Here is a 14232-nt window from a genome sequence, read left to right on the forward strand (position 1 = left end):
GTGCAGGCCCTCTTCGAAGAGCTCGACGAACTCGACGCCCGCATGTCGCCCGATGGCCAGTCGGCCACAGCCGTGGAACGGTGGCAGGCGGTGCTGGAGTCCTTCACCACCGACAAGGCACTGTGGACATCGCATCTGGAAGCGATCGTGCAAGCCCAACGCAACGACGAACTGCGCGCACGGCTGGCCGAAGGACAACAACGCGCCCGCACCGAGATGGGCGGATCGGTCGCGCTGGCGGTGGTGCTGGGTTTGATGATTCAGTCACTGATCGATCCCGAGAGCGCGCCGACGGCGGGTGCGGTGGTTGCGGAGTTGCGGGCGCTGGCCAAAGATCAGCACCCACGACAGATCCGCGCAACCCACCGTTGATCAGCGCACCGCCAGTTCGATCACGGTTGTCAGCGACGCTTCAACTCAGCTTGCCGGTGTATTGCAGGTGGAACACATCGTTGAGCGTCTTGAGCACTTCGGAACGGGTCTCATCGTCGCGCAAGATCTCGCGTTCCTCGACGAGTTCCAGCTTGGGCTCTGCGCTTCGAGTGATCAGCATGAGCGAGGTCAATGCCAGGTCGTTTCGACAGTCGTAGTGCAAGCCGCGCGCGTTCGGCGTATTCAGCAGAATTTCCGATGCGATCTTCCGGCATCGGCTATACCCCCGCCGGTTGCAGCACAGCAACGCTCCGTCCAGGTTCAGCACTGCGGTGTGCGGGCCGTAAACGGCCGCGACTTGGATGTCGTCGAGGAGACGCAGTTTGACGAGCTTCTTGTTGACGAGCCATATTCGGCGCACCAGCCCAGAAGCGGGGATTCGTTGGTTACGAAGAATCCCTTCTGCGACTGCGCCGCCAAGAGTCGAAGAGACGTAGGTGTAGCCCCCTAGACTTGGTTCAACCGGCTCGAAGCGGCCCTGTTTACGGTCGTCAAGACGCCTCGGTTTCATGTTGTAGGAGTTGGAATCATAGGTCGCATCGGCGGGTAAGATCCGGTAGAAACCAGTGCCGGCGGGGATGGGCTCCAACTCCGCCGCACGCCCGTTGTATCGGTTGGTCGCCACCGTTATTCCATACTTTGCTGACTGCTGTCGATTGCGAAATCGACCAGTTGTGTGGTCAGTTCTCCTCTTTCGAGCATGTCCACCGGACGCTGGTCATCCAAAGCCTCATCTTCGCTGTACCACCAGTCCAGCGCTCCCCAAGGATCGGCGTGAGACTCCAAGCGTGAATTCGCATGCATGACAACGTCAATGATGTTGCGACGGTCGAGGTCAAACTGGAATTTCGGGTGCCGGTATCTGTTCGCGACCTTCACACCGAGCAGCTCGTTCGCCTTGCGTCGACTTTGGGCAGTCGAGCGGTACGACTGTCCTTCCGGCGAGAGGATCTTGCCCGCATCCGTTGAGCTGTAGGTCTCATCACGGGTAAGGGGCAAGGTGTAATTCAGCTTCCCCGTGGGCGTGGTCAAAGACACAGTATCCCGGCGTGAGGACTCCGTTGTGCGCCGCACATGTTCGGCTAGTTCGACCTGCAAAGCCGCTGACTCGACGAGCGAGTCATATAGTGCGTCAGACTCAAGCACCGGCTCCTCGATGAGCATCTCCGCGGCCCGCTCACCGGACTGTGTCGGAGCGTTGTCGACTTGAACCGTTACCGTCAGAACGCCGTCGGCGACCCGGAAACGCAGCAGTTTGACACCTTCCGATACCAGACGCACCTGTCGATGCCAGTCACCAAAATGTCTCTCGTCCAGGATTCGCGTGCCATGTTCGGCGTCTGGCACGCGCCGGTGTGCCTTCACCTCAAGAACATTCCCGTTGACCGTCACGTCGACATCGTCCTTCTTGACGCCTGGCACGTCCATATCAAAGGTCAACTTATTGCCCCGCAGCACAGCTGAAACAGGCATCGACCCCAGCCGATGCCACCGGAAGGGACCCACCCTCATCCGGAACATCGCGTCGAGACTTCGCGCCTTCTCTGCCGCCATCGCGCCACCTCCCTCACTATTGCGAGGCCCGGCCGCCAAGCGAACACGGCGGGCGGTGAGGCCAACGGCCGCACGGGTCCGGCTACCTGCAGTCGAGTTACCAGATAGCTGTAGTATACGTTTACTACGGCTTATTTTGCTAGCGTATTTTTTGTAGTTGTGAGCCTCGACCAGGCGGGGTCGCCGCGCGTTCGCTTCCAAATCGGTCATCAGTCCGGCTACGGGTTGCTCGCGCCGTTTTGGTCATCGAGCCGCAGGCGCCGATAGATTGCCGGCCGCACCCCGCCGTCGTTGCGTTTGCGGGTTATTAGAAGCGGCGACGACGCGCACCAATCCCTCGAACCCCGCGAAATCCTGACCGTTGCGACTATAGAGATCCAGCCCCTAGGCGCCCGCCCTTGCAGCGATCAACAGATCGGCGAATCTGCTGGGCGGCGTTCGCCAGGCAGCTTCGATGTCCTCGATCTTGAAGGAGGCCACGGACTCACTGCGCAGCAAAAGCCCGCCAACGATGCGAGGTGGTTCGCCGAGGCGGGCGAGAGCAATCAGCGCGGCCTCATGTGTGCGTGCCACAGCGACCACAACGTCGTAGCTGAGCTTGCCAAGCGTCGGAGGTCGGGCAACGTCAATCCGCTTGAGCGCGGTCTTCGCGGTCACCGTGCCGCCCGCGTGGCCTCCATTCACGATCTTTGGCTTGGTCGCAGGCCAGCCCTATATCGACCTCTTCCGGCAAAGCGTTGGCCAACAACGTCGTTGTTGTAGTTTTATAACTCGAACATTTGCCCGAGGTCTGCAACGTGCCATCTGCACGCTCTTACATCACGCCACTTCCGGCCCAAGAGTCAAGCGGGAGAACGCGAGACGAGTCTTGCTTGGACCGTTTCAGTGATCCGCCTCTCGTGTACGACGGGAGAGATTATCCGGATCGCTCAGTGGCGTCGGTGTCGGCTGTACAGCCGCTCGATCCAGCCACCGGTGGCGAGAGTCAGCGGCGGCTTTGGCGCCCACACGCGGCGATCGTGGAACTCGACTCTCATTGTGGCCCAGAATGAACCCTGCACGATTCCGCCCCAGCAGACCCCAGCGCTACCCATCGAGTTAGTTGGATGTGATGGCACACCACCTGCGGCCGGCTTAGCTGCCGCACTCCGTTACACCGGCACCCAGCCAAGTGAATTCACTGCTGCCGAATGCATCTCGACGAATTCCTCGATGCCGCGATCGCCCCCTACCGCAGGTAGGAATTGACGCGAAAAATAGTTGCACTGCTCACCTTTGCGGGCTGTACGGATAACTCCTCAGCTGGGGCTTGGATTTTGATTCATTTGGGCAATATCGATGCCGAATCACGAACCGTCACATAGGATTGTCTGATGCGGAGGCTGAACATCGGGCGAACCGCCAGCGCCATGCCGGGCATAGACATCGCCGAGCAGAGGTCGTGGCAGAACTTCTTCACGACCACCCTGGTCGTGTTCGAAGCATTGAATCGGAAGCTAATGGACGCACACCAGTTGACGCTGGCTGAGGTCAAAATTCTGACCATCCTTTGTGATTCACCTACCGAGGGAACCCGGATGGGTGATCTCGCCGAGGCGTTGCTGTCACCACCCAGCGGCATAACACGACACATCAGTCGGCTTGAAGGCCGGGGGCTGGTGGTTCGGACGCCACGCCCGGGTGACAGACGTGTAGTGGTAGCCACCAACACTGACGAGGGCCGAAAGGTGTTGCAGCAAGTTAACGTTACTTATGCTCAGGCGGTTCGATCCGAGTTCCTCGGGCACCTGTCACGCCCGCAGATCGCAGCGATGGGCGAGAGCTGCCGACAGATCGGCGCCGCATTCCAGGACTCCGCTCAGTAGTCGAGATTCGGCCACCGTCTGCAAACTACGATCGAGAATCCGTTGCCGGCACGCGCCGCCCTGGGTCATGCCTCCGGAGGTAGGAGCGCGAACGTCTAGTCGGCTGCATGAGAGACACCGAGTTCGACTGAAGTCCATAGCGTTTGGTGGTCGCGGCGTAGATCGCGTCGACAATCCCGCGAAATTCCGCCTCACGCGGCACGCGTTGCTCGTGTACCAGAATGGCAATAGCGCCCCTCCGTAGAGGCAGCCGAAGCACCCGACGATAGAGTCCAGGCCCGGCCGACGTAACACCAATGCTCTCTCGCGTGCCACACCCTGACACCGCGAGATCGACACAATCGGCGCCTTGAGATCCAACTCGCGATAGGCCGCCTCGCTGCGGCCTTCGTCATCGCCGTTGTAGGAAAGGCCGAACGCCACCTTGTTCTCGTGGCGGTCAGCTTGCTGCTGCAAAAGCTTCCGCCAAGGTGCGTGCACTGGTCGTCACCGTGGACGTGATCTCCTCGTCTTTCCCGGATACGACCGCGGTCGTCGGGCCCGTGACGGACCCGACGACCGTGGTGGCGAACCTATTTCAGCCAGGCTGGCCGTCGTTTCCGGTGTTCCCGCCCGCGCCGGGGCCGCCGTCGGGTGCGCCAGTGCCGCCACTGCCGCCGGCTCCACCTGTCGCGCCACTGCCGCCGGCCCCCGGCTGCCCAGCAGTGGCACCGCCGCTCGGAGTGCCTGCGGCACCGCCGTTGCCACCGTCACCGCCGTCGGCGCCGCTGCCACCGGCGCCACCGGCGCCTTGGGTGCCACCGGTCCCACCGACTCCCCCAGCACCACCGCCGCCGCCAACACCTGCGTCGCCGCCGTCACCGCCGTCGAGCGCGTTGCCGGCATCGTCGACACCACCGGCGCCTCCGCTACCGCCAGCACCGCCAGCACCACCAACCGCGCCAGACCCGCCAGCTCCTCCGATGCCGGAGTCCGAGCCGCCGCCGGCGCCGCCCTTGCCGCCGGCACCGCCAGCACCACCGGACCCGCCGTCGTCGCCGGCCGCGTGAACGTGACCCGCACCGTTGGCTCCGGCACCACCGGCCCCGCCGACACCACCGTTACCGCCCTTACCGCCAGTGCCGTCGGCTCCGGCAGCGCCGTTGTTGCCGCTGGTGCTCGCCCCGCCCGTACCACCGGACCCGCTGTGGCCGCCGGCCCCACCGTCGCCGCCGACACCGCCCGCAAGCCCGTTACCTGAGGCGTCAACACCACCAGCACCACCTGCACCGCCCGCGGCTCCAGCGCCACCGGCGCCACCCTTGCCGCCGGCTCCGCCGTTGCCGGTTCCCGAGGTCCCGCCGTTACCAGCATTCCCGCCGTGGCCGCCGGTCCCGCCGTCGGTGCCGTTGCCACCAGCCGCGTGCGCTGCGGTGCTGCCGACGACACCCGCGGTGCCAGCACCACCGGCCCCGCCGGTACCACCGGTACCACCATTACCGTCGAGCCCGACGTTTCCGGCGGCGCCGTTGGTGCCGCTGGTGCTCACGCCGCCCGCTCCTGCGGCGCCGCCGCTGCCGCCGGAACCGCCGTTGCCGGCATTACCGCCGTCGAGGCCGTTGCCCGCAGAGTCGGTACCGCCGCGACCGCCAGCGCCTCCGGTACCGCCGACCCCGCCGACGCCGCCGTTTCCGCCTGCGCCGCCACTGCCGGTGTCTGATGTTCCGCCGGCGCCGCCTTGGCCGCCAACCCCACCGGCTGCACCGTCGGTACCGTTACCGCCGGCTGCCTCGAAGTAGTAGCCGTCACTACCGGTGGTACCGGCGGTTCCAACCCCGCCGACACCGCCATTTCCGCCGTTACCGCCGCCAATCCCGTTGATGCCGTTACCACCGGCGCCACCGACACCGCCGTTGCCAGGATTGCCGCCCAGGCCAGCGCCACCGCTGCCGCCGTTACCACCGTTACCCGCCTGACTGTCCCCGGCGCCAAGGGGATTCCCGACCGGGGTGGCGACGCCGCCGCTGTCCCCACCGAGACCACCGGCGCCACCGTTACCGCTTGAGACGTTGCCCCGCCCGCCATTACCGCCGTTGCCGCCGTTACCACCGGAGGCCGTGCCGTCGCCGCCGGCACCGCCGGCCCCGCCGTTGCCCGCAGGCCCGCCAGGAGCCCCGTTGCTGCCGACATCGCTTCCGCCGATACCGCCGTTACCACCGTTTCCGCCTACGCTGACAACGCCAGGGCCGGTAGCACCGGCGCCGCCGGCCCCGCCAGCGCCACCGTCACCAGCGGCTCCACCGTAAGTGAAACCTGCGGCGCCGGCCCCGCCGTTGCCGCCATTGCCGCCCTTGCTCCAGGTGGTGCCGTTCCCATCGTTCCAACCGGTGCTGCTGCCACCCGTGCCGCCGGCGCCACCGTTAGTACTGGCCGCGGTGCTGTTGCTGCCGCCACCACCGCCACCGGTGCCGCCATTACCCCCCGAATAGGTACCGACACCGCCGTCGCCGCCATCGCCCGCCGCACCGCCGATGCCTCCTCCCCCGCCCTGACCGCCGGTTCCACCATTACCACCGGTGGTTTGGACGGTGTTGTCGGTGATCGCGCCGTTACCGCCATCACCGCCCTTTCCGCCGGCCCCGGCCACTGCGGTGCCGCCGGTGAGGCTAGCGCCACCGGCGCCGCCGTTACCGCCGTTACCAGCCTTGCCGGCACTAGCGTCGCCGCCGTGACCACCATCACCGCCGGCGCCCCCGGGGTTGTCGCCCGAGGAGGCTCCGCCGGTGCCGCCTGAGGCGCCATTGCCGCCGGCGAGCCCGTTGCCGCCGACTCCGCCGTCGCCGCCGGTACCACCGATGTTGCCTCCCCCGCCGGCGCTGCCGGTGCCGCCGTTACCGCCCTTACCAAGGAAGTCGCCATTGGCATCTTGGTACCCATTCCCGCCAGCACCGCCGGCGCCGCCGTTACCGCCGTTACCGCTCTGTCCGGCCTGCCCGTAGGAGCCGTAGAACTTCTCGCCGGCGGCACCACCGGAACCACCCCAGCCGGTCGCGGCCCCGTTGCCTCCATCCACATGGTCCGAGGTGCCGTCAGCGCCCGCGCCGCCATTACCGGAGGCACCGCCGTCGCCACCGTTGCCTCCGTTGCCGAACGTGAACCCGCTTCTGCCGCCGGCCCCACCGGCGCCACCGAAACCACCCGACTGGCCGAGGCCGGTACCGCTATTGGCAAAGGTGCCGGCCGCCCCGTCGGTGCCAGCACCGCCGGAACCACCCGAACCGCCAGTGCCGAAGAACCAGGCGACCGCGTCACCACCAACGCCACCGGCACCGCCGGAAGCGCCGAAGCCGACGGCGCCGCCGCCGCTACCGCCGTCGCCACCGTTACCCATGAAGGAAGCACCGATACCGCCTGCACCACCGGCGGCGCCGGCACCACCGTCGCCACCATCGCCGCCGTTGCCGAACCATCCGACCGCGTCACCGCCATCGCCGCCGCTAAGACCGGCCACGTCACTGTTCCAGCCGTCGCCGCCGTCACCGAACCACAGTCCGCCGTCACCGCCATCCGGCGAGTCGGCCGTCCCGTCAACACCGTTGCCGATCAGATACAGCCCGGACGCGTCGTTGATCCAGCCGTTGACCAGCTCGCCGAATGGGTTGGTGATCCAGGCTTCCATCCCAAAGTGCAATGGAGTGTAAATCCACTGGTCGATGAACCCGGTCCAGAAGTCGCCCGCAGCCGCGGCCGCCCCCGGGGCATCGAACGCTGACAGACCCCACGTCGACGTGTCGAGCCAGGACGCGAGGTCCAGCCCGGCCAGTCCATCACTCGGTTCGGCAGCACCGAACCACACCGTTGGGTCGAAAAGATCTGCCATCCAGTCGAATTCGTCGGCCTGCGCCGATGGCGTGGCCGCCAGCGGAGTTATGCCGAACGCCAAGAACGCACCGACTGCGCTCGCGGCACCGATCGCCTGCTTGCGGCCTATCCCGACCTTGCCCTGCCGGCGGGTGGTGTGACGACGACTCATTTGCGAACACCTCTCCTGTGAAGCATTTCTGCTGAAGCTGGTTGAAATATTCAGTGGGTTTTGGCTTGTCGATCAGAACGCGCCGAGAAGGTCCTCCAACCAGCTCGAGGCGTCCGCAGCTAAGGCGCTTGCCCCACCGTCATCGAGGAGGTCATCCGGGATCGTGGGCAAGTCCAGCTCGACACCGGGCGGGCCGACATCGATGGGGCCTTTGCCATCCCAACCCCCACCAACCGTCGTCCAGCCCAGCAGCGAGGCAAGCGTCTGCTCCCACCCCATCCACGCCCCGATCGGACCGACCGCAAAGCTTTCAATGGGGAATTGCCCGACAAATGGCACACCGGTCATGGTCAGGCCGACACTGTTGAAGATGGAGCCGCCGACAGCGGGTATGTCGGTGCCGTCTACTCCGTAAGGTCCGATGGCCACGTTTCCGGGGGTGAGCAATCCGCCGAAGGCAAAGTCCAAGTGCGCGAGGCCCATGCCTCCGGGCAAGTAGCCCGAGTCATTGATCAATGGCAGCAGGAACCCGAGATCGAGAGTCGCACCGTTGAAGTAGGCACCGACCATGTTGACCAGGATTTCGTTGAAGCCGTCGCCGTCGGTGATGCTGTTCATCAGCGCGACCCAGGGGCTGATGGCGGGGCCCAGCGATCCGATGATGATTCCGCTCAGCGGAGACGATAGGAAATTGAGAATCGGGTTGACCAAGTCAGCTTGGTCGGGCGGCATATACGTAGGAAGCAGGCCGAAGATGCCGTAGTGGCCGGTGTAGTCCAGGCCGTTTGCCGGGCTGAGCGTGTGGTTGATCACCGAATTCAGGACATTGGTGCTCGGGTCGCTTAGTGAGTAGCCGGTCAACACCGCCGCGAGGTTCTGTTGCAGCTGCGCGGTCACCGCGGGCAAGCTCGTCGGGTCGTCGAGCAGCTGCTGCGCGAAGTCGGCCTGGTTGACCATGAACTGCTGCAGAGCCAAGCCCGGAGCTATGAAGTAGTTGTCGAGCAGGATGCTGGCGTTGGCCGAGGTGGTGTTGATCATGTCCTGCCACGGCTGAATGAGGTCAGACAGCCAACCAGCCGTGAGCGACACTTCGCGCGGAGTCTCTGGTGCGGGCAGCGGGGCAGCCACCGGCGTGACCGCGACGAGGCCAGCGCCCACGATCGCGACACCTGCGGTGGCGTAGGGACGAAGTGTTAACGGCATTGCCATCTCCTCAGAGCTCGCCTTCAGTTCAACGGTTACGAAGTTCGAACGACCCTTCACTTGGGTCGAAATGAGAAATTACCTCAGAAGCACTCAGGTTCCTACAGGTTTCTGACGCCGAGGAATCATCCGTTCACAACCGGCAATGTCCGGCAATCTGCTAACGTGACAAAACGGCTGACTAGCCTGCGTTTTGCACAGTCTCAGCAACCGATATTTACGATCTACAAGATTGAAACTGGAAATAATACAGAAACTAATTAGAACACGTTCATAACTGCGTCTATGGGCCCGAACAGACGTCGGAACAGCTAGGCAGCCTGCAGTTATCGCCCAGGACATCACTCATCACGTCGTCCGATCACTTAAGGGCTATCGGACATGCGACGGCGCCACGGCTGCCTCCATACGGCAAAACGCCGTGCCGTCAACCCCAAGCGCGGTCAGGAAGCGCCCTAATTCGCCAGAAATCGGCCCCAACCAGCGGCTCAGCGCAACAGCGGATTAGGCACGAAGGCCAAACCGGACGTCGTATTTAACTAATATTTAACTAAGCGAACCGGGAAAGGGTGAACTGACTCAGAGCGGCTCAAACCCCGGCGGCTCGGCGGCCTTCGCCCCCTGACTGATGCGACGGCACCCGTCACTCATCGCGATCATCTGCCTGCGCGACATCTGATCGAGGTAGTACCTACGAACGTCCTGGGCGTAGGCCCGCGCGGCGGGCTTGACCTTCTCCCGCCCCTGGCGAGTGATGACGGCAACCACACCTCGCAAGTCCTTCGTGCTGCGGGCGCGACCCACCAGCCCCTGCGACTCCAGCCGCCGAACCTGTTGGCTGATCCGACTGGGATTGACCATCAACTCCTGTGCCAAATCCCCCATCCGCACCCACCCGCCCGGCGCCCTGTTGAGCATGTCGAGCAGCAGGAAGTCGAACAGCGTGAGCTTGTGCTCGGCAATTAGCCGCCGGCTCAGCATGTCGACCAGTCGCGCCGATGCGTTCAAGAACTCTTGCCAACATTCCTGCTCCAAGTCATCGAGTCCCGGTAAGCGATTCGTCGGCGGCTCAGCACTCGTCTCCTCCACGGCGGGCGACGGTATCCAACATGGTTGTCCCACACGAGAGGAAACGCTGGCAAATTCAGTTGTCACCGCGAACCCGCCGCCCGACGCCGGCGATCCGCAATCTTCGAGTCGACGACGTTGCGCTGGTCATAGACTTCTCGATCCCGTATCAGGAAATTTTCAGAGTGAAGTACCTAGTTCACGGCAAAAGCTACTCGCGAGTAGCTTTTCGTAACATGTTCTCGCGCGACGGCCAGATAGCTGGCCGCTGTTCGGACGAGTATTACACAGTGGTCAGACGTAGTAAAGAGTCAGATCTATGGTTTGCTGTATAACGTTGTTATTGTAACGTGTGTCAAGCCGCTCCCAGCGAGGCCGAATCGGGGCCGCCCGAACCGTCTTGGCAAACCCAGCGGAGGCGACACGCAGTCGGTAACCGAAACACCGCGGCCCATCATGCACCCCCGCGACACTGCGCGATCCCAGCAAATTTGCCGCACGTGCCACTCGGGCCGAGTTTCACCGCCCAACGCCGGCCGATTCTGGTACTCACGCTCCATAACGGCGACGAGGGCGACGCCCGCCGACTGGGTTTGAACTGACAGCCCCGGCGTGTTGTGAACTCGTTAGCTCAACACTTCGCCGTCAGCGGTGTATTGATGTCTCGCAGGTGTCCCACTAAGGCCAGAACCTCGTTGCGCGATAAATCGAGGTATGCGCGCAAAATTTCCTGCGCATGGGTCGCCAATGCCGGTGGCCTTGCGTACGCCCGGCAGACGCAATACGCACTGTCACACCCCACCGGTAAAGAGACAGGCGCGCAGTCCTCGCGTTCTCGAGCGTTTGACCTGCCTTGCGACCCGGCTCTGCGTCAACCGCAGCACCTCGGTCACCCGTGCGCCCGCCCGCGATTGGCCCTAGTAAGCTGACCACAGCACCGCCATGCGGAAGAGTCTGACCTTATGTGCCACAAGGTGTTTGGTGTTCATCCTGACGGATCACTCTCCCAACTCGTCGACGAACTTCTGCCGGCACCGGCGCTAGACATTGTCGGGGCCCCAGAAATGCATGTTCGGCGGAGACTCGGCCCCATCACGTCCGCGGCGGGGGAAACATAGGTGACGCACTGGACGGCTCGCCGGCAAGACAGCTCGCAAGTTAAGCCACAATCCGGAAATCCGTCGAGCAGATGCCGCCCACACAACGCGCCTAACAGTGTCTGCACAGGCAATTTATCTGTTGATTTCATGCCAGAACCCTTCCAGTGTGAACTATCTGCTTCAGAAAAGAACCTTCTCGCGAGTGCCTTTTTAGGTGTGCCTTACCAGCAGGTTTACGTAGCTGACCGCCTCGATCCGCACACAGACGACGAGGTAAAAGGTGGTAGATAGCAGGCTATCGACGTTGCCGCTGCTCCCGATGTCATGCCGCCGGCACACCCCGACGCAGCGGTCACCGCAAAGCTCGCCGATCGTGTCCAGGCCGGCCGGTGCACTGCAGATATCCCACTCCACGCCAGATCCAGCTGGTCGTAGCGACCAGGCCGCAGCTACATCGAAACCTGGTGTGCCGCCTCATGGCGGGAGGCATCAATCGACGTCATCTTGACTGCCTTCGGCACATGTATTCAAAACCTGTCGCAGCGCGTGTGTGTGGCACCGTGCAGACGCCGAAATAGATCGCCGGGCTCAAGAACATGTGCTTCCCCCAGCACCCGACACCGGTGACGCCTCACCCGCGGGCATGCCGCTGAGCGGCGTATTTCACATCTGGGCTTTGAGCGGGCCGTTGATCCGCCGGCAGCTGTCGACCAGGACGACCATCTGCTCGTGCTGAAGGTGGTCGAGATAGTGCGCGCGGACTCCCTGCGCGTAGGTTTCCAGCACTGCGGACAGACGTATGTGGCCGTCACTGGTGAGCCGGGGCAGCATCCCGCGCCGGTCGCGCCGGTCCGGACTGCGAGTGATCCAGCCCAGCTCTTCCAACCGGCGGACCTGGTTGGCCAACTGCCCCTCTGACACCCGCAGTGCCCGGGCCAGGGCGCGGAGCCGATGTGTTCGGCGGTTGGGCCTGTTGAGCAATTCCAGCAGTTGCACGTCACGAATGGTGACGTCGTGTGTGCCCTTCAGGGATCCGTTAAGTGTGGCGATCATGTTGAGCGAGCAGCTCAGAAAGTGTTGCCACGATTGCTGCTCGATCCCGTCGAGCCCGGGCAGGGCGTGTAGGAGCTGGAAGCCGTGTGTCTGGTCCACGGCGCGGGACGCTAGTGAGATTGCCGCGCCTGTATCGCTGAACTCCCACAATTCGCAACGATTGACACGGGTTCGGCTCGGCGAGAATGACATTCGATAGAGGCCCGTGCTGACCGAATACGCTGGTCAGCGAGATGCACTGGCTCGCAACGGAATATTTCCACAGCGAACTAGTTGGTTCAGATCGAAAATCTGACGAAGTCCGGTGATGTGGTGGGGGTTCGTTGCGCAACACGCCTTCGGCGGCTGCGCGTAGGTTGCGGTCCGCGTTTTCGCCGATCTGCTTCTCAGTTGAGGATTGGCACCGCTCGAAATGTCGACCACCATGGAGTTCGTCCCTAGGCATTCCACGTTTGAGTATGCGCAGCGCCGACGATCTCAAAGCCCAGCCTCGCCATGCACTGAGGGGCGTGCGAGACCCTCGCGGCTCGGTCCCGTTGAGTCACGATCAACACAGGAATAGTCGATCCGAGCCACTATCCGGCGCGGACTCGCCGGCCGATCGCATCACTGAGCGCATCAAGCTCGGTCAACACGTCGGCGGCAGCCCATACTCGGTTGCGCGCTCCCGTTGACAAAATTTCGAGGATGCCGAGCTCCGTCAGACGGCCGAGGGCGCGATATGTGCTGGCGTCTGTTGTTCCCGTAATCCGTTGGGCGGTATCGGCATTGAAGATCGGAACGTCCAAGAGCCTCTCAAGTAGGGTCTCGTCTGCGGAGCCGGACCTCGGGCGGGCAACTGACCGCCATTGGTCGGGCAGCTCGGCGAGGTGGACTGCCGATTCTGCCGCGGCGTTGCTGGCATGTACGGCAGCGTCAGCGAGGTAGCCGACGAATTGATCGGCGTCACCGCGCCGGTAGTTGGTGAGGCGCGCGAAATAGTCATCAGTATTGGCCAGCATGACCGATGCCAGCGGCACGGTGATTCGTTGGGTAAGCCCCCGCCTGCGGAGGATGGCACTGATCAGGGCACGCCCGATGCGACCGTTGCCGTCGGTAAACGGGTGAATCGATTCGAACTGCGCATGTGCGATAGCAGCCTGCGCGACGATCGGTAGGTCGGTGCGGTTGGCGAATACCAGCAGGTCTTCAACAAGAGAAGGCACCAAATCAGGTGGTGGCGGTATGTAGAGCGCCCCGATGGGCGTGAAGTCACTGCCACCGATCCAGCTCTGAACGTTGCGCAGCCGCCCGGGGCTGTCGGCGTGGGGGTCAGGTGCCATCAGTAGTCGATGGGCGTCGAGGACCGTTTCAAGAGTGAGAGGACCGGCGTCGGCCGCCTCAACAAGTTGCATCAACGCCCGAACGGCAGCCAGCTGGGATTCTGCCTCGGCGCTGGCGCTTCCACCTGCGAAGGCCTTACCGAATGCGCGCCATCCAGCGTCGATGTGCTCGATCTTGGACGACGCCACGGACTCACTGCGCAACAAGAAGTCGGCTAAAGGTGCGACGTGCTGGCCGAATCCGGCTTCGAGGCGAGCGACGGCAACCAGGGCGGCCTCATGCGCACGCGCCACCGTGCCCACGGGGTCATAGCTCAGGTTGCCAATCGTTGGAGGCAGTGCCACTTCGATCTGCTGGAGCATGCGATCGTCACGGTTACCCCGTCGCGTACGAGGCGCCCAGTTACGCTGCTCGGCTTCATGCGCAGGCCACGCCATAGCGAACCCTTCTCACATAACAGACATCAACTCCATCATTACTATAGTTTTATATGTCAAAACTTAGCTATAGAACACTCCGTGGGCATCTCATCGACGTACCGGGCCCCGACCTCAGATCATCGCCCGCAACGCCGGCGGCGGCTCCACCCCCATGACCGTCAAGGCACTGGAGTGATAGATGG

At 63.5% G+C, this 14232-nt stretch carries 10 protein-coding genes; 2 read left to right on the forward strand and 8 right to left on the reverse strand.

Going from position 1 to position 14232, the window contains the following annotated elements; all coding sequences use genetic code 11:
• Positions 1 to 372: TetR family transcriptional regulator (locus ACJH5R_RS22770; protein ID WP_406783008.1), on the forward strand; the 372-nt coding region annotated here is incomplete at its 5' end.
• A 40-nt stretch (positions 373 to 412) separates the two neighbouring features.
• Here ACJH5R_RS22770 and ACJH5R_RS22775 read toward each other — a convergent pair.
• The 3 genes from ACJH5R_RS22775 to ACJH5R_RS22785 all read right to left on the reverse strand — a co-directional run bounded on the left by ACJH5R_RS22775 (position 413) and on the right by ACJH5R_RS22785 (position 2643).
• Positions 413 to 1057 carry a hypothetical protein gene (locus ACJH5R_RS22775; RefSeq protein WP_406783009.1) on the reverse strand — a complete coding sequence of 215 codons (645 nt, stop codon included), beginning with the start codon at positions 1055 to 1057 and terminating at the stop codon, positions 413 to 415.
• Positions 1058 to 1059: 2 nt separating this feature from the next.
• Complete coding sequence (locus ACJH5R_RS22780) at positions 1060 to 1986, reverse strand: Hsp20/alpha crystallin family protein (RefSeq protein ID WP_406783010.1); 927 nt, start codon at positions 1984 to 1986, stop codon at positions 1060 to 1062.
• Between the two features lie 384 nt (positions 1987 to 2370).
• On the reverse strand, positions 2371 to 2643 hold the full coding sequence (locus ACJH5R_RS22785) for a hypothetical protein (protein ID WP_406783011.1): 273 nt from the start codon (positions 2641 to 2643) through the stop codon (positions 2371 to 2373).
• A 716-nt stretch (positions 2644 to 3359) separates the two neighbouring features.
• On the opposite strand from ACJH5R_RS22785, the gene ACJH5R_RS22790 reads away from it, so the two are divergent.
• The gene (locus ACJH5R_RS22790; protein WP_406783012.1) at positions 3360 to 3851 is read left to right on the forward strand and encodes a MarR family winged helix-turn-helix transcriptional regulator; all 492 of its coding nucleotides are present in this window, start codon (positions 3360 to 3362) and stop codon (positions 3849 to 3851) included.
• A 577-nt stretch (positions 3852 to 4428) separates the two neighbouring features.
• Here ACJH5R_RS22790 and ACJH5R_RS22795 read toward each other — a convergent pair.
• The 5 genes from ACJH5R_RS22795 to ACJH5R_RS22815 all read right to left on the reverse strand — a co-directional run bounded on the left by ACJH5R_RS22795 (position 4429) and on the right by ACJH5R_RS22815 (position 14047).
• Positions 4429 to 7863, reverse strand: a complete 3435-nt coding sequence (locus tag ACJH5R_RS22795) for a PGRS repeat-containing protein (protein WP_406783013.1) — start codon at positions 7861 to 7863, stop codon at positions 4429 to 4431.
• A gap of 72 nt (positions 7864 to 7935) precedes the next feature.
• Entirely contained in the window at positions 7936 to 9066 is a 1131-nt protein-coding gene (gjpA, locus tag ACJH5R_RS22800; protein ID WP_406783014.1) for an outer membrane porin GjpA, read from the reverse strand.
• Between the two features lie 579 nt (positions 9067 to 9645).
• Positions 9646 to 10155 (reverse strand): MarR family winged helix-turn-helix transcriptional regulator, encoded by a 510-nt coding sequence (locus ACJH5R_RS22805; protein WP_406783015.1) that lies wholly within the window; start codon positions 10153 to 10155, stop codon positions 9646 to 9648.
• Positions 10156 to 11897: 1742 nt separating this feature from the next.
• Entirely contained in the window at positions 11898 to 12386 is a 489-nt protein-coding gene (locus ACJH5R_RS22810) for a winged helix DNA-binding protein (protein ID WP_406783016.1), read from the reverse strand.
• A gap of 476 nt (positions 12387 to 12862) precedes the next feature.
• The gene (locus tag ACJH5R_RS22815; protein WP_406783017.1) at positions 12863 to 14047 is read right to left on the reverse strand and encodes a Fic family protein; all 1185 of its coding nucleotides are present in this window, start codon (positions 14045 to 14047) and stop codon (positions 12863 to 12865) included.
• Positions 14048 to 14232 lie beyond the last annotated feature (185 nt).

Origin of the sequence: Mycobacterium sp. SMC-19 (assembly GCF_045310815.1) — a bacterium.
GTDB lineage: Bacteria > Actinomycetota > Actinomycetes > Mycobacteriales > Mycobacteriaceae > Mycobacterium.

What these genes read in the sequence shown, in the direction of transcription:
- ACJH5R_RS22780 (WP_406783010.1), bottom strand. Translation starts at nt 1,986, where the DNA reads ATGGCGGCAGAGAAGGCGCGAAGTCTCGACGCGATGTTCCGGATGAGG.
- ACJH5R_RS22790 (WP_406783012.1), top strand. Translation starts at nt 3,360, where the DNA reads ATGCGGAGGCTGAACATCGGGCGAACCGCCAGCGCCATGCCGGGCATA.
- ACJH5R_RS22795 (WP_406783013.1), bottom strand. Translation starts at nt 7,863, where the DNA reads ATGAGTCGTCGTCACACCACCCGCCGGCAGGGCAAGGTCGGGATAGGC.
- gjpA (WP_406783014.1), bottom strand. Translation starts at nt 9,066, where the DNA reads ATGCCGTTAACACTTCGTCCCTACGCCACCGCAGGTGTCGCGATCGTG.
- ACJH5R_RS22815 (WP_406783017.1), bottom strand. Translation starts at nt 14,047, where the DNA reads ATGGCGTGGCCTGCGCATGAAGCCGAGCAGCGTAACTGGGCGCCTCGT.